Here is a 21,948-nt window from a genome sequence, read left to right as displayed (position 1 = left end):
AGGGAGGACCCGGCATGAACCACTCCATGATTAACTCCATGGTGTCCATGAATGGTTTGCAGCAGAAGCTGGACATAATGGCTAATAATATGGCGAACGTTAATACGGTGGGCTACAAGCGCAGGGAAGCCACCTTCGAGGACATCCTGACCAACATGCGCCAGCAGCCCCAGGGCTTTCAGCGCGAAGGGCGGCTGTCTCCCCTGGGTTTCAACCAAGGCTGGGGAGCCAAGCTGTCCCAGATGACCACCAACTTTGCCCAAGGCACCCTGAAGGATACGGGGAACGCGGAGGACCTGGCGTTGGAGGGCAACGGGCTGTTCAAAATCCGGGTGGCCAACGGCGATCCGAACCAGCCTGCGAACAACACGCTCTATACCCGGGACGGCTCCTTCCAGCTGACCCGCGTAGAGAATGATCCGGACAATGTCTATCTGTCCACGAAGGACGGCCATCTGGTGCTTGATGCGGCGGACAACCCCATTTCCGTCCCCAGCGGGTACAAGCTGTCGGTGACTGACGACGGCCGTGTCTATGCCTATAATGGCGCCGTGCCGGAGGCCGGCTCCCTCTACCGTGGGCAGCTGGGGATCGTACGCGTGCTGCGCCCCCAATTCATGCAGCAGGTGGGCGATAACATGTACACCATTCCCGCCGGCGTAGCGGCCACGCCGCAGGAGATCAACAATGTGGTGCAGCCGGTCGGAGCGGGGTCGGCTCTGGAGCAGCCGATCAAGGTGCGGCAGGGCTTCCTGGAGCAGTCCAACGTCGACCTGGCGGATGAGATGACGGAGCTCTTGATGGTCCAGCGGGGCTTCCAGCTGAGCTCGCGGGCGCTTTCCTCGTCGGACACGATGATGAACCTGGCCAACAATCTCCGCACGTAAGGGAGAGAATCCTGATATGGCGATGCAAACGAATGCACCCAAGTCCGACAAGCGGAAGCCCTTGGCCTGGCGGCGCTGGTGGCCCCGATACGTGTGGCCGGTGCTGCGGCACCTGATCATCCCGGCGGTATGCGTCTTGGCCCTTTTTATCGGGATGGCAGCCGGCTACTCGGTTCTCGGTGACCGCCCGATGTCCGACATCTGGGACTTGGAGACTTGGAAGCATATGTTCGATCTGGTGTTTTCGGACACCTGACGGATGGTTCCCCTTCACGATTAATAACGATGAACTCCCTTCGGGGAGTTTTATTTTTGCCCTGACAACGGTATAATGTAGGGATGTGGAACGATATGGGAAGGAGCGAGGCCGAGTGAACCTTCCGAATATGCTGACGATCCTGCGGTTTGTCTTAATTCCGGTTTATGCTTGGGTCTTTAAGAGCGGGAACTTGACGCTGGCCTTTGCCATCCTGGTCCTGGCAGGCGTGACGGACGTGCTGGACGGGTACATTGCCCGGACCCGCGGGCTGGTGACGGAGCTAGGCTCCATGCTGGACCCGCTGGCGGATAAGCTCATGCTGATCACGGTGATCCTGTCGCTCCTGCTGTCGGAGATGATTCCGTGGGCGGCGGCAGCGGCGTTTTTCCTAAGGGATGCGGGTATGATTATGGGGTCGCTTTACTTCCATCTGCGGGGAAAGAAGACCGTACCGGCCAATACGTTGGGGAAGCTGACGACCGTCCTGTTCTATCTGGCCATTCTGCTCATCGTATTCGATCTGCCTTATGCCATTCCTTATCTGTGGTCGGTGATCGGCTTTGCATTCCTGACTTCCCTGTTCTATATCATTTCGTTCCGCAAAATCAATGAGATCGGACCCGACGCCAACAGGAAAAGAGCACATTTCTAAGCGCGCATGCGGCAGGCTTGGAAATATGCTCTCCTATATCAACCTTCAATACTGCAGATACTGAAGGGACATTCTCTAGTGTAAGTACCCGGGCAGCAATTTATACAATTCCCCGTAAGAGAAGGAGCAAAAGATGATGCTGGACATCAAGCAAATTCAAGAGATCATTCCCCACCGCTACCCGTTTCTTCTGATCGATCGCATTCTGGAGGTAGAGCCCGGCAAACGGGCCGTAGGCACCAAGAACGTCACGATGAACGAGCCCCACTTCGCAGGGCACTTCCCGGGCTTCCCGGTCATGCCGGGAGTCCTGATCATTGAAGCGCTGGCGCAGGTCGGGGCCGTCTCCATTCTCATGTGCGAGGAACACCGCGGCAAGCTGGCCATGTTCGCCGGCATCAACGAGCTCCGGTTCCGCGGGCAGGTGTATCCTGGGGACACGCTTCACCTTGAAGTGGAGATCACCCGGATGAAGGGCATCGTCGGCAAAGGCCAAGCGGTCGCCAAGGTGGACGGCAAAGTGGTGGCGGAGGGCGAGATCATGTTCGCCTTGACGGACCCGAAGGGCCAATCCTGAATTCGGACTCACATACCATACTGACATAGAGAACCACCCCCAGACGGACGGATTCCTTCGCAGCATGACCAGGTATGATTGGGGGCAGACAAAGAACCCTTGAGGAGGAGCTTATCTATGACGTTGGAAGCAAAAGTGGAAGCCCAGTACCGCGCCTGGCTGCAGGATGCGGGCATCGACGAAGCCACGAAAGCGGAGCTGCGCGCTCTGGAAGGCAATGAGAAGGAAATCGAAGACCGGTTCTTCCGGGACCTGGAGTTCGGTACGGGCGGACTTCGCGGCGTCATCGGCGCCGGGACCAACCGGATGAACGCTTATACGGTGGGACGTGCCACCCAAGGCTTGGCCCAATTCCTTCTGAAGGAGCTTCCGGAGCCTCGTTCCGTCGCGATCGCTTACGATTCCCGGAACCAATCGCCGGAATTTGCGCTGGAGACCGCGTTGGTTCTGGCGGGGAACGGCATCACGGCTTATGTGTTTGAGTCGCTGCGGACAACCCCGGAGCTTTCCTTTGCCGTACGTCATCTGAAGGCATCGGCCGGCGTCGTGATTACGGCCAGCCATAACCCTCCTGAATATAACGGTTATAAAGTATACGGTCCGGACGGCGGCCAGCTGGTTCCCGATATGGCGGACAAGGTGATCGCCGAGATCCGGGACGTCACCTTCGACCAGATCCGCCGCGTGGAGCGCAGCCAGGCTGAGAGCGCCGGGCTCCTGAAGTGGATCGGCCGAGAGGTGGACGATGCCTTCCTGACTGCGGTAGCGGCCGTCAGCCAGAATCCGGATATCGTCAAGGCCATGAGCGAGAAGCTGCAGATCGTCTATACCCCGCTGCACGGCGCGGGCAATCTGTCGGTGCGCGAAGCCTTGTCCCGGGTAGGATTCACCCAGGTGCATGTCGTGGCGGAGCAGGAGCTTCCGGACGCCAACTTCAGCACGGTGAAGTCCCCGAACCCGGAGGAGCGCGACGCGTTCAAGCTGGCGTTGGAGCTGGCGCGCAAGGTGGATGCGGATCTGATTATCGGCACTGACCCGGACTGCGACCGGATGGGCGCGGTGGTGAAGGATTCCGCCGGTGAATACTTCATCATGACCGGGAACCAATCCGGTGCCATCATGGTGGACTACCTGCTCAACAGCATGAAGGAAAAAGGCGGCCTGCCGAACGACGGCGTTGTCGTGAAGACCATCGTCACCAGCGAGATGGGGGCGGTGATTGCCCGTTCTTACGGAGCCGAGGTAATGAACACGCTGACCGGCTTCAAATACATCGGCGAGAAGATGACCCAGTTCGACGAGCGTGGCGGACACACCTTCCTGTTCGGCTATGAGGAAAGCTACGGCTACCTGGCCGGCAACTACGCCCGCGACAAGGATGCGGTGGTCGCTTCCATGCTGATTGCCGAGGCCTGCGCATACTACAAGAGCAAAGGGCTCAGCCTGTACGACGTGCTGCAGAAGCTGTACCGCCAGCATGGCTATTTCCTCGAAAAGCTGGAGTCCCGCACCATGAAGGGCAAGGACGGAGTCGAACAGATCCAAGGGATTATGGCCGATTGGCGCTCCAATCCGCCGGCGGAGATCAACGGCGCACGCGTAGCCCAGGTGCTGGATTATTCCCAAGGAATTGACGGACTGCCTAGGGAGAATGTGCTGAAGTATGTGCTCGAGGACAACTCCTGGTTCTGCCTCCGCCCTTCCGGGACGGAGCCGAAGATCAAGATTTACTTTGCCGTATGCGGCAAAACCGGCGAAGAATCCGCCGCCCAGCTGTCCGCTCTTGTACAAGCGGTCATGCAGCGGGTAGACGGCTGAGTGTTTATTTATATAGGTTGGGGGATAGGCGGGCTTCGGCTCGCCTATCCGCCTTGTTCATATCGCTTCATGGTGGCTTCGATGATCGTCGTTAGGCGTTTATCCTTGTGGAAACGGGAAGAATGAATAAATGAGGTGGAGTAATGGGTTCGAGGTACCGTCGCGTAAATGACACTTGGCGCAAGCTTCTATGGTGGGTGGTCATCGGCTCTCTGCTGCTGGCGCTTCCGATAGCGGGAGACCGCTACAAAACGGAAAGCACGTCCAAACGGGTGGAGTTCGTTTTCGATTACCGGGATCTCTTGGAGATTGCGGATACGAAGCCGAATCCACGCGGATTTGCGGAGGAGCAGCTGAAAAAGATGAAGCAAGCCGGCATCGGCTCCTTGGCCGTCTACGAAAGTACGCTGAACGAGCTGAAGCTGGCCCGCCGGATTGAGCTGTACAACTCTCATGATGCGACGGCCTTGACCCAGACGCCGGCATCGGCGGAAGGGAATCAGACGTATATTCTGTTTACGGAAGCCGGCTCGCAGGCGGCCATCCAAGAGATGATCGAGCGAACCTTCAACCGGCTGGGTGTGAAGATGCGGGCTTGGAACTATAAGGGACAGCCCGGTCTTATTCTGGACCTTCCGCTGGAAGACGCATCCATGAAGCCGCTGCCGGCGGATCCGGTGGCCTTGAAGACCCTTCGGGACAAGGGCTTCGAGATCGTCATCCGGCTGGGCAACCGCAAGGCGTTCACCGAGCAGGAGATGAACGAAACCCTGAAGCAGCTGTCGGACTACAAGGTGCAGTCGGTAATCATCGACGGTGAGTCCATTCCGGGCTATAGCACCAGCATGGCTGCAATGAAGAAGAATATTCCCGTCATGGCCGACTTGCTGAAGAAGTACGGTATGGCGGTGGCGATTATCGAGCCCGTCAGCCTGAAGACCCCGCAAAAAGGGATGACTCTTCTGGCCAAGGAGCTGGATTATAACGTCGTCCGTCTGCATTCCATCGCGGAGCGGGATTCGGACAAGCTCTCGGAGATGGTTCCGGAGGAGCAGCTGGAAGGCCGAATCCGCGACCTGAGCGACCGGATGGTGCTGGCCGTGAAGGACCGGAACATCCGGATGCTGTTCCTGAACGCCAAGGCAAGCCGGAATCCGGACCGGGGGGTCTACACCGACCCGTTGGAGCCGCTCTACAAGACGCTGACCGGTATCGACGGCCATAACGGCACTATCGAGCAGCTGAAGGATGCCGGGTTCTCGGTGGGCAAGTCCCATGCATTTACCTTCTCCCATTCCAGTGCTGCCAAGCTGGTTCGTCCGTTCGCCTATATCGGCTCCATCGCGTTGATCGCGCTGACGATTTCTTACTTCGTACCCGGCTTGTCCTTAGCGGTATCCCTTCTGGGGTTCGCAGGAGGCGGCGCGTTGTTCGTTGTCGCTCCGTCGCTGGTGGAGAAGCTGCTCTCCCTAGGAGGGACTATCTGCGCATCGGCATTGGGCTTAATCGTAGCGATGCGGTACTTCCGCCGCCGGATGGATGCCGGTGCGGCATCGGGTTCGGCGTGGAAAGCCATTGGGATGCTGCTGGGCATTACGGCCGTTTCCTCGCTGGGCATGATTCTGGTCGTGACGCTTCAGCATGATCCGTTGTATATGTTCCAGATCGAGCAGTTCACCGGCGTCAAGCTTCTGGCTTATATGCCGATTTTACTGGCGGCCGTCTATCTGGTCATCTTCAGCGAAGATCTGTCTTGGCCTGCCATGGCCGCCAAGGTCCGGCAGATCCTGAATGCGAAGATCAGCGTGCTGTGGGTCATCTGCGTAGCGGTGATCGGTGCCGTCGGCATGTATTACCTCTCCCGTACCGGAAATGAAGGAACGGCTTCTCCCCTCGAGATGATGTTCCGCAGCTTCCTGGAGAACACCCTGGGTGTTCGTCCGCGGACGAAGGAATTCCTGATCGCTCACCCGCTTCTTGTGTTCGGGGCCTATCTGGCCTTCCGGAGATACGCTGCCGGATTGTATATCATGCTGCTTGGGGCCATCGGACAGGCCTCGGCCGTGGGCACCTTCACCCACCTGCATACCCCGCTGTGGATCTCCTTCATCCGGGTGGTGCTGGGCGTGGGCTTCGGCGCCATAATCGGCTTGATCCTGATCGGTGTCTGGCAAATTGTCGTGAGAGGATGGAACCAATGGTCAGGACCGTTAAAAAGATTGTAATCTCCGGCTACTACGGATTCCGCAACAGCGGGGATGAGGCTGTGCTGCAATCCATCCTTCTCGCTCTCGAGTCGGAAGGAGCCGCGGCGGGCCTCACGATCGAGCCTATCGTGCTCTCGGTGAATCCGGAGCTGACCTCCCGGATGTACGGCGTTCGCTCGGTTCACCGGATGAAGCCCGGCCAGGTGCTGTCGGCGATCCGGGAGAGCGACGGTCTGATCAGCGGGGGAGGCAGCCTGCTTCAGGATACGACGAGCTGGAAGACGATCCCTTACTATTTGGCCATCATCAAGCTGGCGCAGTGGCATCGCAAGCCAACCTTCATTTATTCGCAGGGAATCGGGCCTGTAGCGAATCCCCGGTATTTCCGTCCGATAGTCTCTGCGTTCAAGAAGTGCGCTTACGTCTCGGTGAGGGATCAGGAATCGGCAGAGCTTCTTCGCAAAATGGGATACACTAAGGACGTCGAGGTGGTCCCGGACCCGGTCATGGGGCTTCCTCTGAGGGAATACGCAGGCCATAAGCCAGGCTCATCGGAACAGCAGCTTCCGGTGATCGGTGTTTCGGTCCGGTATTGGAACCAGGACCGCTCCGAGCTTCGGGGTATCGCCGAGACGCTGAACCGGATCCGGGCGGACCGTAACGTTACGGTACGTTTCCTGCCCTTTCATCTGCCGTCGGACGAGCAGGCTTCCAAGGACATCATCGCACAGATGGGTGCCGAGACTGCTCCGGGGCAAGTTGAATTGGTGCAGGGGGCAGAGCATCCCCAGGATATGCTGGCCCAGGTAGCTGCCTGTGACGTGCTGATCGGCATGCGTCTGCATTCCTTGATCTACGCTGCTTCGCAGCAGGTTCCGATGCTTGGCGTGTCGTACGACCCGAAGATCGATCAATTTTTGCAGCGTCTGGACCTAAAAGCGGCGGCATCCACCGAATCTTATGATGCGGCCTCCGTTGCGGAGGAAACGCTTCGGCTGCTGGACGGCCGTCCCCATTGGCTGGAGATCAAACGGGAGCGGATTGACCGCTTGAAGCAGGAAGCTCACCGTCCGGCGAAGCAAATCGCAGCTTTGCTGCGTTCCTAAATGACGCCAGGTCCCGAAAATAGCGGCCAAACGGTTTCGTCCAAACGAAATTCGTACGGCAGCATTGAAAATCGGATGAAAACCAGCGTTTTCGGCATAAAATCGGTGAAATATTCGGTTGGTGTTTCCTTAGGCTTCGTCGTATAATGGGATGCGTTGGACTTATGGATACTAAGGGGCTGAGAGTTTAACCATGGATTGGTGGATTTATCTCATCGGATTTGCCGCTGCGTGCGCGCTCGCTTTCATGGCAACACCACTTGTGAAGAAGCTTGCGTTCCGGGTTGGCGCCATTTCCGTGCCGAATCACCGGAGCGTACATACCAAGCCGATGCCACAAATGGGCGGTTTGGCGATTTTTATCGCTTTCGCTGTTATTTATCTGGTGATGGCCCTATCCATCGGGCAATATGATCTGAATGTCATGCTGGGGATGCTGATCGGAGGCACCATTATCGTGCTGGTCGGCGCTTACGATGACCGGTATAACATTTCCCCGAAGCTTAAGCTCTTAGGCCAGATCGCGGCCGCCGCGGCGGTAACCTCGAACGGCTTATATATCGATTATATCCAGCTCCCCTTCGGAGACGCCATCAACGTCTATCCTTGGGTAGGCGTGGTCATTACGATTCTGTGGATCGTAGGCGTGTCCAATGCCGTCAACCTGATTGACGGGTTGGATGGACTGGCAGCAGGCGTATCTGCAATCGGAACCTTCACGATCATGGTTCTGTCCATCGTAACGGGCAACTGGCCGGTTGCGCTGCTCAGCGCCGTGCTGCTCGGCAGCATCGTCGGCTTCCTGTTCTTCAACTTCCATCCGGCCAGCATCTTCATGGGCGACACCGGAGCGCTGTTCCTGGGCTTCAGCTTGGCGACCTTGTCGGTTCTGGGCTTCAAGTCGGCGGTGGCTATTTCCTTCCTGGTTCCGATTATGATCCTCGGCGTACCCTTGTCGGACACGTTCTTGGCAATCGTTCGCCGCAAGCTGAACAACAAGCCGATCTCCGTCGCGGACAAAGGCCATCTCCATCACTGCTTGATGGACCTGGGCTTCAGCACCCGCAAGACCGTGCTGATCATCTACGGCGTCGCCGCGCTGTTCGGTTCCTGTGCAATGCTGCTCTCCCAGACCAAGCAATGGGGCACTATCGTACTGGTTGTCATTCTTCTCCTCATCCTGGAGATCGGAGCCGAAGCTATCGGCATCATCTCCAAGAGCAAGAAGCCGGTTCTGCAGTTCCTGCAGCGGCTGCTGAGCGAGAACTCTTCGCCCTCCCGGTCCCGGGCTTCAAAATAACCGTAAGACTCATCATAACCCTGTACCTGCTTTCAGCGGGATACAGGGTTTTTTCGTTTGTTTAAGGAGGTTGCTGGAAAATCCGCTCTCCCTCTAACAATATGGCAGGAATTATCCGATAAGAGAGATACACGCAACTTTACAGGACGAAAGGAGTCTAATTTTGTAGAAAAATAGGCAAGACCGTAACTCCATCATTCTTTGCCATTACATAAGGAGGACGACATGTTGAAGAAGAAAGGAACCCGCATAACAAGCCTGCTGCTCGTACTGGCCTTGTTCTTGTCGCTGCTGCCGCCCCTCTCCTACACGGCTCACGCAGACGGCGCCAGGATCGACATCAACAACCTAAAGGTGAGTTTATCCCGTCCTACAGGCACCGAGGATAATCAGATTCAACGGCTAACCACGAATCCCATTGAGCTGAAGGCATACATAACGAACATCACCGATGCCCTGGTGCAGAACATCTACTATGAGATCGAGAACATCAACACGGGCTCCGTCGTAACGGAGAAGATGAACAAAGCTCTCCAAAGCGGCAATATGATTACGTTCAAGAATGTGTACCTGTCCGAAGGCTTGAACAAGATCACGCTCAAATTGGGCGAGACCAGCGTGATTTCTTCCGTTCCGGGCTGGGCTTACTTCACGCCGGTTACCAATATCACTTCCTTGAAGGTTAACACGGATTACCTTGAGGAAGGCGGCATGTACCCGAAGAATATGACGGCCAACAGCGCCAACACCGCCCTGACCATTTCCGGTACCGCCGCTAATGCGACGGATGTCCAGGCCGAAGTTCTGGGCTATTCCAGTCCCATCTCGAATTACTTCATGAGCGGGACCTTCACTTTCTCCGTTGAGGATGTGGCCAAGAAGAATGACTCCCTGGCGAATATCTTCCTGAATGCAGGGGATAACCGGATCACCTTCGTCGCCAAGAACAACTCCAATTCCTATCAGCTGGTACGGAATTTTATCTATGATAATGGCAAGCCGTTCGCATTCAAAGCGAACATTGCTCCGACCGCTACTCCTGCGGCCAAGGAGCAGCTCATGACGCAGCCGGTCATGACCGTGAACAATGTTACGTTGACCGGTAAGCTGAAGGTTCCGATTACGGTTACTTCCGGTGTCTATGGCATGGAGTACCCTTACGTGAAGATCATTGCAGGGGATCAAACATTCCCAACTGCCAATACGTACAATTTGACTAATAACGTAACGGATACCGGGGTTAGCATTACGAAGAACCTGACGGAATCCGGCAGCGATTTCAACATCTTCGATTATTCCATCGATACGACCTTAAACAATGCAACGAAGAGCAAGTATCTGCAGTTCAGCTTCTTCGATACATCGACTCCGACCATCTCGACATTTTCAATCAGCAGCAGATATAACTTCAGTTATGTAGATCCGTCTCTTCCGTATGTACATTCCGTAAATATCGCGCAGACGGACCAGTATGCGGGAACCAACAAAGATCCCGGCATTCGGATGAGTGAAACTTCGGCGAACGACGTTAACGAAATGCCGAAGAAGCTTCGGATCTTCGCCGGAAGCAATACCGCAACGGCAATGAACGTCTATATTGACGGTGCCAAACAAACGGGAACTTATACCGGCGCAACTGCTAGTACCCCAACATTAAATGCACGAGTAACGGATGCGGCTGAATTGAATTTGTTGAACGACCCGACAGCCTTCCTGTTCCTGTATGAGCTGAACGGGTTGCCTAACGGCACGCATACCTTGCGCTTCGTCCCTCTGACGGGCGGAGTGGAGAATACGTCCGGCGTTCTTTCGGTTGATATTAAGGTCTCCAGTGCGCCTTATATTATTATGGACAACATCTACAACGGAATGATTCTTAAGGATCGTGCACGCACCATTAAGTGCTCTTCCGGCGGAGACAATTGTTTGTCCGGCCGTCTGGTGAACGTGCCCGAGGCCGATCAACTGAGCACGGTGGTTTCCATTAACGATGGTGCTCCCATGCAGTTTAAGGACACGGCCGAGATTAAGGATATTCTGGACTCTAAGGTAGGGCGCTTTAAGTTTATCTATAAGGGTATCGGCACCGGAACAGACAAACGTGATGTAAGCCTGCAGGAGGGACGCAATACCTTCAAGTTCTACATCTATGTGGGCGGGCAGCTCGTCAACACGGTGACGTATGAAGTGTTCGTGTATTCTTCGGATTCCCCGGACTTCGTGGGTACCGTCCTTCCGATCCCGAAGAATGCAACCGAGCGTACAGTATTTATTCCTGCCAAGAATGTGGACACGTACTCCACGAACGAAGCTGAAGTCATTTTTACAGGTAAGTTTACAGGTGCCACTTCTCTGAAAATCACAGCGCGTTCCAAGAACGCGGACGGCACCCCTATTTTCAACAGCAGCTTGATCGAATTCCCATCTGGCAGCGGGACGGTGACCAATACATCAGGAGACGGCTCCAACACCATTGGGGTCCCGCCATACCTCGATGGTTCCTCCTTGACTGTGACTGCCGATACGTCCTCTCAGACATATTCGGGCACATTCAAGTCTCTTGGCATTAAGCTGAATCCGAAGGGCGACACCATCTTCGAATTGGAGATCACGAACAGCTCCAATATCAAGGTGATCAAGACCATTACGATTCAAAGAGAGCCGCTGCCTTACAAAGTAACCAAGCCGACCTTGATTAAGAATGATAAGGGCGAAGATCAGGCGACCATCAACAGCAACTTCCAGACCGTTGTGGTTGAGGCAGAGTTTGCCGATAAGGTCCTGTTCGGCAAGGATGAGGCATTGAAACTGGATACACCTGGAAAATATTTGTTCCAATACGAGGTAACGGATCTGAAGGCCGGGAAGAACAACGTGAAATTCACGGTCGTCAGAGGCTCCCAAAAGACCAACGGTTCCTTTGTACTTTACAATAGTGATACCGCCGTTGAAGGGGCAAGCTATAAGACGAAAATGAATACCTCCATGAAGGTGTTCGACGGGATGGTCAATCTGAAGTTCCCGAAGGACACCAGCCTGATGCGGAATGAAGAATCCAATCAGAATCAGTATTTGACAACGGAGCGGGATTTATTATTCGGCATTGCCAACCAAACGGATGGACGCATCGATAAGACTTACGCGCTGTCCGATCCGGTGGCTACGAACTATCTGCGTGAACCTACCCTCCGGTTTAAGCCGGCAGGCAAGCTGTTCTGGATCGATACAGGTACGATTGCGGCTAACGCGGCGGATCTGGGCATAACCGAGCTGGAGAAAGCCCTTCAAGGCAGCGGACGTTATCCTTACAGCGATTCGGACAAGTTCTACTATCGCAACATCAAGGATCAAGTGGTTCCGACCCAGCGTGGTACTCTGACGCTGAAGTATGATCCGAGCGTTCGCGATAATGCATGGAAGTACCTAACGGTGTACCATTTCGGCTTCTACGAGAACAAGAACGGTGTTACGGTTCCGATGTGGAAGAACATCGGCGGCGTAGTGGACCCGGGCAGCAACAGCATTACGGTACCGTTCGAAACCTCCGGCTACTATCAGGTCATGTATATGGCCAAGAGCTACCAGGACGTAACGAACCATCCGTGGGCGCGCGAGGACTTGGATACCTTGTATTCCAAGGGAATCATGGTGAACAAGACTACGACGTCCTTCATGCCGAACGACTTCATTACCCGCGGCGAGTTTGTGACGCTGCTGGTTAAGATTTTCGATATCCCGCTGAATTATTCCGGCGGTCTGACCTTTGAAGACGTTGGATTGTACAAGATGGAGGAACTGTCGGATTACAAGGCCATTGAGACGGCTGCAAGGGCCGGTATCGTTCGCGGCTTGACCGAAACGCAGTTTATGCCGAACCTGTCGCTTACGCGCCAAGACGCGGCTGTAATGATTGCGCGCGCGGCCGATATGAAGCTCGGTAATGACAAGGACAAATCTCTTGTAACACTCCAGAAGTCGTTTACAGATGCCAACGGCATCGACTTGTATGCCAGAACCTCGGTTGAAGCCGTGACGAAGGCCGGTTTGATCACCGGTAAGGAAAACGTCCTGCTGCAGGGCCAGTCCAAGGCCACCTTCCGGTTCGATCCGCTGGAGTCATTCACACGTGCTGAAGCGGCCGCAGTCGCGATCCGCGTGCTGAAGCAGCAGAAGAAGATTCCGAAGTGATAAAACGGCTGAAACGCCTGTCTCTCTAAGGGAGACGGGCGTTTTTTCATGGAAAAACTTATTCAGTGACGCATCCGTATAATCGAGGTATACTTGGTTTCGTAGCCGAGTGATATACGAAAAGATATACGAAAGAGTACACGGCGGCTGCTGAAGTAGAAACAGAAACAAGAAATAAAAAACTTTTTCTCAAGTGCCGCAACTTTTTCAGAACCTGAGCGTTTAATACTGTGAAAATAAGCCGAGAGCCCCAAAGCTCTGGTTAATTTTCACAAAAGATCTTTACGATGACTAAGTGCCATTGTATAATGTTAAAGTGGCATTTGGAGTCTCTAGTTCTTTCTCATCGTTTACTAGTTTCTGTGGCCACTCGCCGCAGACTTAACTTTTGTTAAACATAGCTCAACTCTGGAAAGGGGGTGAATCGGCGCATGAGGGAAAAGAGCTTTTCTTTTAGCAAACAAAACTCTCAACAAGCGATATATCGAGGAGGAGAAAAAAAGGTTATGAAAAAAGGTTTATCCGCACTTCTCTCTGCAGCTATGGTAACATCCATGTTCGCTTCCGTAGCATTCGCAGCTGAAACACCGGCTGATCCGGGCAAATACCTGCAAGGTTTGAACGTTATCAAGGGCGGCGAAAACGGCGACCTGATGACTGCAGCTAACTGGACTCGTCAAGACGTTGCTGTTCTGCTGTCCCGTCTGCTGGGCGTAGAAGCTACTGCAAAAGCAACGGCTAAGAGCCACACTTACACTGACGTTACTGATTCCTTCTACGACGGCTACCTGTCCTGGGCTAAAGCCAACAAGTACATGGAAGGTAACTCCGCTACTAACTTTGGTTACAACGGAACCATCACCAACCAAGAGTTCGCAGCTGTAGTACTTCGCGCACTGGGCGTTGACACTACTGGCGAGAACTTCGCTAAGACTGGCGAACTGGCAGTTAAAGCTGGCATCATCGCAGCTGGCACTGACCTGAGCGCTCCGGCTAAGCGCGGCGACACCTATGGTATCCTGGTTAAAGCTTTGGACGTAACTGTTGGCACCACTGGCCAGAAGCTGGGCGAAGTTCTGAAGCTTCCGGGTTATGAAGTGACTGCAGTATCCGTAACTGAAGCTAAAGCAGCAGGCGTGTTTAAAGTAGCTGTTAAGTTGAACAAAGAAGTTGATACTACCAAAGCTGTTCTCACCGTGAAGAAAGGTTCCACGACTGTAACTTCCACTGCAGCTTGGGGCGCGGATAAGAAGTCTGCCGAATTGACTCTGTCCTCCCGTTTGACAGAAGGCGACTACAGCGTAACTCTGAGCGGCTTGGACGCGGCTGCAATTTCTAATGCTACTGCAACTTTCAAAGCAGAAGACGAGAAGGTTACCAAGATTGACTTCGTTAATGCTAACGATACTCTTCCGTACACTAACTTCGCATCCATTAAGCTGAAGGCTGTGAATCAATACGGTGAAGCTGTTTCTACAGGAACATCCAACTTCAGCGCATTGGTATCTGGTCAAGCTCCGGCTTCCTTTAAGAAGCTTGATGATGGGACTTTCGAAGTTATTGCTGACTTGGTAGAAGCTAACAACGGCATTTCCCAAGGCAACGGCCAAGTTCCGGTAACTGTTTACATGAACAACAGCAATGTTACGGTTTCCAAGATCTTCAAGGTTGGCACTGTGCCGATCCTGAGCAAGATCGAAGTTGGCGAACTGAAATATGATAACAGCAAGACTAGCCTTGCTGCAGCTGATGATAAAGTATCGATCGGACTTAACTTCTTCGATCAATACGGAAACAGCATGGTACGTGGTCAATTTACAGGTGCAACTCCTGAAGTTAATCCTACCAACGTAAATCCGGTCATCACTCCGTATGAGCAGAAGCTTGAAGTTGTAAAGACTGGTCTTAACGGTACCCTGGCAGCTGCTGATTTGTTCGATGAGAACGGAAATGGCCGCATCCAAGTGAAGTTGACTGGCAAAGTCGACAAGTCGGGCGATTATGTTCTGAATATTTATGGTGGTTCTTCCTCTGCAACTGCAACATTCAAAGTAGGCGCTGCAGCTGGTCTGGGCACCAAAATTGAATTTGATACTTCCAGTGTAATTGTTGCTGCAGGAACCAACGACATCAAAGTACCGCTGGTTATCTATGATGCTAATGGAACAAAGTTGTCCGCACAAGAAATTGCTGACGACGCAGCTAATAACCGTTATACCTTCACAGTGACCAACGGTACAGCAACTGTCGTCCAAACTGGTTCTGACAAAGGTAAACTGAACCTGCACTTTAATGCTCCTGCAAGCAATGTTGTAGGTAACAAGATCTTCATCTCTGGACAAGTGAACCAGTCCCAGACTAACACCTTCGTTCAAGCAAGTGTTGCAGTAACGGATGCTAAAGTTGCTGAGACAATCACTGTTACTACTGAGCCTGCTGCAAAAGCGATTCTTGGTGCTGGTGACAAAATCGTCTACCAATTGAAGGATCAATATGCTAAGGATCTCTCTTCTGGTGCGGTTGGAATTACCAACCAAAGCGGCCAAACTTCCAACTTCCGTGTGAAGGTTGAAGTTACTAAAGAGGGCTTTGGTGCAAATGCGACTCCTAGAAGTGTTCCTGCATGGACAACTGCACCTGTAGTAGATGGCAACAAAACAACTTACTACTTCTCTGGTGCAGAGCTTGCGGACTTCAACGCTGGTTTTGACTACACAACCACCGATGGTCAAGTAGGTAAAGCAACTGTAAGAGCAGTTATTGAGAAGAGCGTTAATGGCGGCACTTATAACGAATATAGCTCCGCTGTTAGCCGTACTATGGAAGCAGTTAAGTCTGACATCAAACTGACTTACTCTCTGGGCACAATTGGAGATACATTCGCAGCTAAGGACAAACTGGGTGCAACAGCGTTTGGATTTGACCTTGCTCCGGGTTCTGCTACTAACTACTTTGACAAGAAGCTCTCTGTCACTGCTAAAGACGAGTCTGGTAACAAAGTGAAGCTTCCGTCGAACTACATTCGTGATATCTCTGCTTCCGATCCGAACGTATTGGCTTACGCTAAGAGCGGTGCTAACGATGCATACATCGTCGGTAATAAAGCAGGTACAGCAACAGTTTCTGCCGTCGTCTACACTAACAAAGGTGAGCTTATCAACCTGACTCAAGATGTAACGGTTAAAGCAGATGCTATTACTGTAGATTCCATTACTGCTGGTAAGTCGAGTAAAGCCCATGTTGCTGGTACTCAGTATGCTTACGATTACTTTACAAAAGATGACGACAACAAGCTGACCGTTAAAGATCAGTATGGCGTCTCTTACAAAAATGAAGAGATTTACGGTGCATTTAATGCACTTGGTATTCTCTACACTGTAAAAGTAACAAGTGGAACTGGTCTGGTAACTATGGATGCGAAGACTGGTCAAATTACTAACGTTGATGCTACTGTCAATGAGTATGTAATTACTGCTTCTGCTCCGAACGGCAAGTCTGTTCAAGTAGTAGTTAGCCGCTAATATCTTCATACAAAGGGGGCCCTTCGGGGTCCCTTTTGTTATACTCAATGTTCATTATAAATTTTGAAAATGAAAAAGGCGGTATGTCATGAGGAAAAAGGTGTTTTTGATTTGTTTGTCCACTGTTATGCTTGGTTCGACTGCATATGCGAATACACAACCGAAGACCTATAAAGGATATCCTGTTGTTGACGTAAATGTGAACGGATCCGTACTTTTGCCGGAGGTTCCGGCAATAAACATAGAGGGTAGTACGATGGTACCCTTACGTGCCGTGAGTGAGAGCTTGGGTGCAGAAGTGATGTGGGATGATGCACATAGCACTGTTTTAATTAATTCAAAAAACGAGCAAAACGAAGAAAGAAAAGTTATAGTAGGCCAATTGAAGAGGTTATTGATCATAAGTAATGAAGCAAAGGATTTAGAACGTAATATTAGTTTAGCCAAAGAGTATAAGGATATACGAAAAAATGAACAAATGTTAAAAACAATTATCAACAAGCAAACGATTGATTTAAAGTCAAATGTAAGTAATTATTTGCTTTCGACTTCATCTGAGTCATTATCAAAGAAAATGCCCAATCCAACTTGGGAATTGATCAACCAACTCAGTGAAGCAATACAATTGTACGAAGTGTCCGTTCAAAGATTATTAAGTTATTATAGTAATTCACAAGATGCCGATCTTGTGCAATATATAGAATTATTATCATTAGCGTATCAAAAATCATCGGATATGAATCTGAAGTTACAACAGTTAATTGTTGAAATAGAGTTCAAGTAATTGCAACTAAATACCTCGTGGTAACGTCAATATCTGCGAATGATAATTTGATGATTATGGGGGTCAAATATGCGCTTATTAAGGAACCTCTTTTTATGGACATTGCCTTTACTTTTTGTATTATTGTATTCACATCCAGTTGTGGCAAGTACGGAGACTTCTTTGAGTATTGAGACTAATGATTCACTGGATTTTGAAGTAACCACAATCAGAGAACTCGAACAAAACGATCGAAAGACGGTTTCATTTATATTAAAAGCTATCAATAAGACGGATGAGACCGTGCCGTTTGTTGATTATTGGATAAAGGTAATTTCAAAAAGTGGAGTTACATACAACGTGAATATAATTCCATATGATTCAAGAAAGAACTCGATATTAGCACATAGTGAAGTTGAGTATGAGTTTTATCTATATGTAGAAAAGCAAGTATCGTTAAGTGACTTAAGCTTTCAAATGATAAAGTGGGATTTTAGTGAAATTAATTACGAAAAAGTACTAAGTAATAAACAGCTTCCGCCGGATATAGATGTGGGATATTCTCAAGATGACATAGCCCGCATAAAAATTGGTGATGCGAACCTTCAAGCGAAGATATTAAAAGTTTCAATAAATAAGAATGAAACCTATTATTTACCTGTCATAGAGTTAGAAATTAAGAACATGGGGACAACACCTTTTAAACTTCCGGATATGTCGTATTATCTCCGGACCGATGATGGGAAAATGTTTCCTCTTGAAGTAAAGAATCTTGATAAAGAACTAACCTTGCTCCCACAAGTAAAAAAAGTAGGAACTTTCACAACAACGATTCCTGTTGAAATTACAAACCAAGGTTGGAAGATTGTTGTTACTAATAATAGGAACATAAAAAATGAAGTTATTCCTATTCCATTAGCTACGATTAATGTCGCGGTATCCCAAATTAACGAAATTTCTGTAGGAAACAATTACAAAATAACATTGAAAAATGGGGAATATGGGGTAAAACTAAACTCCCTACAAAGATATCCTTGGGATGATCAGGATATGATTGCCGCGAACCTGTCGTTATCAAGTATTTCGAATAAATCGATGCCCATACCCAAGCTTGGTGGATATTTTATCTTAGATGATAATATAAAAGTAGAAGCCAAAGAGATAAAACTGGATAAGGTCATTGCAATTGCTGGAGGAAGTGACTATCAACTACAGTTTGTCAGTTTGATTCCTTATACATATACATTTACATCTATCCAGTTTGTGTTACAAGAGCAGACAGACAATAAAACAGAAACTGATTTAGCTGCTTTTATCGATATAATAAAGTTCAGTCATCGAGACGAACTCATGAATATAAGACATATTGCAACAAACGAAAGCTATAAATATAATCAAATTGGACAAAGTATAGAAATTAGGGTTGCCGATGTTCTGACCTTCCGTAATAATCAGGACGATGTAAAGGTTATACTATTACAAATTAAAAACATGGAAAGTCGAAGTATAGTAATACCTAAATTAATAGCACATTTGAAAACAAAGAATAATACTTATCTCCCCACTTCGATATTAGAAGTGGAAGATAAGGTGAAGCCTTATTCAAGCGCTCTATATTACGTATCGGCGAATGTGCCTGGAGAAATTGATGACGAAGAACTTTCCTTACTGATTGGGGAAGCAACTGCTTCTGGCGTCTTAGCTGATCCTTCATCAAAAAACCAAGATGGATATGTTCATCCCATCTTCTTCTCTGTACCAATTGAACAAGAAGTCTCGCCCAACCTTCAGAATATTGAGTTTTTCCCTTACAACTTAAGCATTAGTCGAGTTGGTACTTCGCTAAATTTTCAAACCCTAACTGTTAAGGTCGACTTTAACTACGAACTTAAGAAACAGATGCAGTTATCAGAAAATGCAAAGAAGCCAAAGCTCACTTTTGAGATCGTAGATTCCTCCGAGCGAAAAGTACTAACAAAAACGCTTGCCTTAGATGATCCCAAAGGATTAAGCTTAGGAACTCATCAGTTTCTTGAGACTTTCTCAAATGATAAGTTATATGACGACATTTCTTTAAAGACCTATAAGTTTAATGTATACTATGAATTGGAGACAGGACATCGAAAGCTCCTAGCCTCCAAGGACTTAAAGTGGTTCTTTTATAGTGATTAATTCGAAACTCAAGGGCGGCCATACATGGCGGTCTTTTTCCCAGGAGGTAGAATTTACGGTGAATAGGTCCTTTAAGTTAACCAGTCTCATTCTCACACTGGCATTAGTCATCTGGTTTCAAACAGGGTACCAGAGAGCTGAAGGTGAGAGTTTGGCGCCAGGTAATTCCAATGACCCGATCATTACCAAGAGCTACTTAGATCAAGAACTCGCAAAAGTGAAGGCAACCAACACTTCAACAAATGCTACAACAAATTCCCCCATCACCATCGTCCAACTCCAGACCGGCCAAACCCTCTACGCAGCCGCGGGTGCGGAAGTTATAGTTCGCACCGGCAAGACCGTGGCTGTTAGCTCTGACACGAACGGGATTCCGGATGTAACGGATGGGTCGGACATCGCTCCAGGAGCTGCTGTGCAGACGAACCATATGCTCGTCTTCCCGAGGGAAGGGCGGGGCATTAAGCCGGATCCGAAAAATACGGCTGACATTTTCATCATGGTTCGCGGCGAGTATACACTCTATAATGCAGATGGGTCAAAGGTGACACCTTAATTTTACCCTCATTGGCAGTAATCAATTCGGTTGCGGGTTCCGGGTCCGGTCATACTATGGATACACCGATCACGAAGGAGGTGAATCCAAGTGGGTAAAGGCCAAAGCGGAAGCAATTCGAAGGTGGTTCCTGAAAGTAAAGCCGCACTGGATATGCTCAAGTACGAAATTGCAGCTGAACTGGGACTGCCGGTAGGGAAACAGGCACTGGGCTCCATGTCTGCAGATACGGAGTTCGCTACAGAACTGGGTTCCATATCTGCCGGCTCGATTAAGGAGGACTACTGGGGTCATATCGCCGCTCGCGACGCAGGTGCGGTAGGCGGAACGATCACCAAGCGATTAATCCAACGAGCCGAGGAAACGTTGTTTTCCTTAAGCTAACTCCATTGTTGCCGATTGGGACTTCATCTATACGTGTTGAATTGACAGTACCCTGCAAATCAAGTAGTATTACAACAGAAGGTCTTGGAAACAACCTCCTCCTCTCCAGGAGCGGTTGCACTACGCATCTATTCCTCTATGCGGGGCTGCTCGATTCCAGAGTGCTTCGTTAGAGGTTTTTTTCATGTAGACCTTACGAATCCCTATGGGAGGTCGAGACCATTGACGACTTCGTCGAAACGTTTATTCACGTCCGAATCCGTAACCGAAGGACACCCGGACAAGATCTGTGACCAAATTTCCGACGCGGTATTGGATGCCTTCCTAGCGGTGGATCCTAATGCCCGTGTAGCCTGTGAAGTATCGGTTGCAACCGGTTTGGTATTGGTAATCGGTGAAATCAGCAGCCGCGCGGATTATGTAGATATTTCGGCCATAGCGCGGAATACCATTAAGGAAATTGGATATACCCGCGCGAAGTACGGATTCGACTACCAGACCTGCGCCGTGTTGACCTCTCTCAACGAACAATCCGCCGACATTGCCATGGGCGTGGATAAAGCGCTTGAAGCCCGTGAAGGCAGCATGTCCGATGCGGAAATCGAAGCATTGGGTGCCGGAGACCAAGGCTTGATGTTCGGTTTTGCTACCAACGAGACCCCCGAATTGATGCCGCTTCCGATCGCGCTGTCCCATCGGATCGCACGGCGTTTGGCCGAGGTCCGGAAGAATGGAACCTTGGAGTATCTTCGTCCGGACGGCAAAACCCAAGTTACGGTGGAATATCAAGACAACAAACCGGTGCGTGTAGATACCATCGTGGTATCGACGCAGCACGCGGAAGAAATCACGCTGGAACAGATCCAGCGCGATATTAAAGAGCATGTGATTCAACCGGTTGTTCCCGCCGAATTATTGGATAGCGATACGAAATTCTTTATCAACCCGACCGGCCGGTTCGTCATTGGGGGACCCCAAGGCGATGCAGGTCTGACCGGACGGAAGATTATTGTCGATACGTATGGCGGTTATGCGCGTCATGGCGGTGGAGCCTTCTCCGGTAAGGATCCGACGAAAGTAGACCGTTCCGCGGCATACGCAGCTCGTTACGTTGCGAAGAACATCGTAGCAGCCGGGCTGGCGGATAAGGTGGAAATTCAACTGGCCTATGCCATTGGAGTTGCCCGTCCCGTCTCGGTCAGTGTCGATACCTATGGAACCGGCACGGTCAGCGATGAGAAGCTGGTGGAGCTGATCTACTCCCACTTTGATCTTCGTCCTGCAGGGATTATTAAGGAATTGGGACTTCGCCGTCCGATCTATCGTCAAACGGCTGCTTACGGACACTTCGGACGTACAGACCTTGATGTTCCTTGGGAAAAGACGGACAAGGCCGAGTTGCTTCGCAAGGCCGCATTACAATAAGACGGAAAGCCTCCGCCACCTGCCAATGGGTGGCGTTTTCTTTTTCTTCCTGCTAGCGTAACTTTTTGGGGAGACACAAAGTCTATATGTGTAGACGAATGATATAGATAGAGCTGATTCATCAGGAGAGAGG

The 21,948-nt window shown here is 50.7% G+C and carries 15 protein-coding genes; all 15 read left to right on the top strand.

Going from position 1 to position 21,948, the window contains the following annotated elements:
* Positions 1 to 14: 14 nt before the first annotated feature.
* The 15 genes from ACSEXW_RS17560 (at position 15) to metK (ending at position 21,815) form a co-directional block, all read left to right on the top strand.
* Positions 15 to 887: a flagellar hook-basal body protein gene (locus tag ACSEXW_RS17560; RefSeq protein WP_438447470.1), complete on the top strand. Its 873-nt coding sequence runs from the start codon at positions 15 to 17 to the stop codon at positions 885 to 887.
* A 16-nt stretch (positions 888 to 903) separates the two neighbouring features.
* Positions 904 to 1,143 (top strand): DNA-directed RNA polymerase subunit beta, encoded by a 240-nt coding sequence (locus ACSEXW_RS17555; RefSeq protein ID WP_438447469.1) that lies wholly within the window; start codon positions 904 to 906, stop codon positions 1,141 to 1,143.
* Between the two features lie 115 nt (positions 1,144 to 1,258).
* Positions 1,259 to 1,798, top strand: coding sequence for a CDP-alcohol phosphatidyltransferase family protein (locus ACSEXW_RS17550; RefSeq protein ID WP_438447468.1), 540 nt, complete (start codon positions 1,259 to 1,261; stop codon positions 1,796 to 1,798).
* 136 nt (positions 1,799 to 1,934) lie between these two features.
* The gene (gene fabZ, locus ACSEXW_RS17545; protein WP_438447531.1) at positions 1,935 to 2,375 is read left to right on the top strand and encodes a 3-hydroxyacyl-ACP dehydratase FabZ; all 441 of its coding nucleotides are present in this window, start codon (positions 1,935 to 1,937) and stop codon (positions 2,373 to 2,375) included.
* A 117-nt stretch (positions 2,376 to 2,492) separates the two neighbouring features.
* A complete protein-coding gene (locus ACSEXW_RS17540) occupies positions 2,493 to 4,193 on the top strand; it encodes a phospho-sugar mutase (RefSeq protein ID WP_438447467.1) in 1,701 nt (566 codons plus the stop codon).
* 143 nt (positions 4,194 to 4,336) lie between these two features.
* Positions 4,337 to 6,418, top strand: coding sequence for a DUF5693 family protein (locus ACSEXW_RS17535; RefSeq protein WP_438447466.1), 2,082 nt, complete (start codon positions 4,337 to 4,339; stop codon positions 6,416 to 6,418).
* A complete protein-coding gene (gene csaB, locus ACSEXW_RS17530; protein WP_438447465.1) occupies positions 6,391 to 7,506 on the top strand; it encodes a polysaccharide pyruvyl transferase CsaB in 1,116 nt (371 codons plus the stop codon). Before ACSEXW_RS17535 ends, csaB begins: the two co-directional genes overlap by 28 nt.
* 193 nt (positions 7,507 to 7,699) lie before the next feature.
* Positions 7,700 to 8,806 (top strand): MraY family glycosyltransferase, encoded by a 1,107-nt coding sequence (locus ACSEXW_RS17525; RefSeq protein WP_438447464.1) that lies wholly within the window; start codon positions 7,700 to 7,702, stop codon positions 8,804 to 8,806.
* Positions 8,807 to 9,031: 225 nt separating this feature from the next.
* On the top strand, positions 9,032 to 12,994 hold the full coding sequence (locus ACSEXW_RS17520) for an S-layer homology domain-containing protein (protein WP_438447463.1): 3,963 nt from the start codon (positions 9,032 to 9,034) through the stop codon (positions 12,992 to 12,994).
* A gap of 431 nt (positions 12,995 to 13,425) precedes the next feature.
* The gene (locus ACSEXW_RS17515; protein ID WP_438447462.1) at positions 13,426 to 16,515 is read left to right on the top strand and encodes a hypothetical protein; all 3,090 of its coding nucleotides are present in this window, start codon (positions 13,426 to 13,428) and stop codon (positions 16,513 to 16,515) included.
* Between the two features lie 88 nt (positions 16,516 to 16,603).
* On the top strand, positions 16,604 to 17,299 hold the full coding sequence (locus ACSEXW_RS17510) for a stalk domain-containing protein (RefSeq protein ID WP_438447461.1): 696 nt from the start codon (positions 16,604 to 16,606) through the stop codon (positions 17,297 to 17,299).
* A gap of 69 nt (positions 17,300 to 17,368) precedes the next feature.
* Positions 17,369 to 19,450, top strand: coding sequence for a hypothetical protein (locus tag ACSEXW_RS17505; RefSeq protein WP_438447460.1), 2,082 nt, complete (start codon positions 17,369 to 17,371; stop codon positions 19,448 to 19,450).
* A gap of 58 nt (positions 19,451 to 19,508) precedes the next feature.
* Positions 19,509 to 20,006, top strand: a complete 498-nt coding sequence (locus ACSEXW_RS17500) for a hypothetical protein (protein WP_438447459.1) — start codon at positions 19,509 to 19,511, stop codon at positions 20,004 to 20,006.
* A 90-nt stretch (positions 20,007 to 20,096) separates the two neighbouring features.
* On the top strand, positions 20,097 to 20,390 hold the full coding sequence (locus ACSEXW_RS17495; protein ID WP_438447458.1) for an alpha/beta-type small acid-soluble spore protein: 294 nt from the start codon (positions 20,097 to 20,099) through the stop codon (positions 20,388 to 20,390).
* A gap of 222 nt (positions 20,391 to 20,612) precedes the next feature.
* Positions 20,613 to 21,815: a methionine adenosyltransferase gene (metK, locus tag ACSEXW_RS17490; RefSeq protein ID WP_438447457.1), complete on the top strand. Its 1,203-nt coding sequence runs from the start codon at positions 20,613 to 20,615 to the stop codon at positions 21,813 to 21,815.
* Positions 21,816 to 21,948 lie beyond the last annotated feature (133 nt).

This window comes from Oryzibacillus soli, assembly GCF_051594765.1.
Classification (GTDB): Bacteria; Bacillota; Bacilli; order Paenibacillales; family NBRC-103111; genus Paenibacillus_AR.
This window is presented reverse-complemented; position numbering and strand designations above follow the sequence as displayed.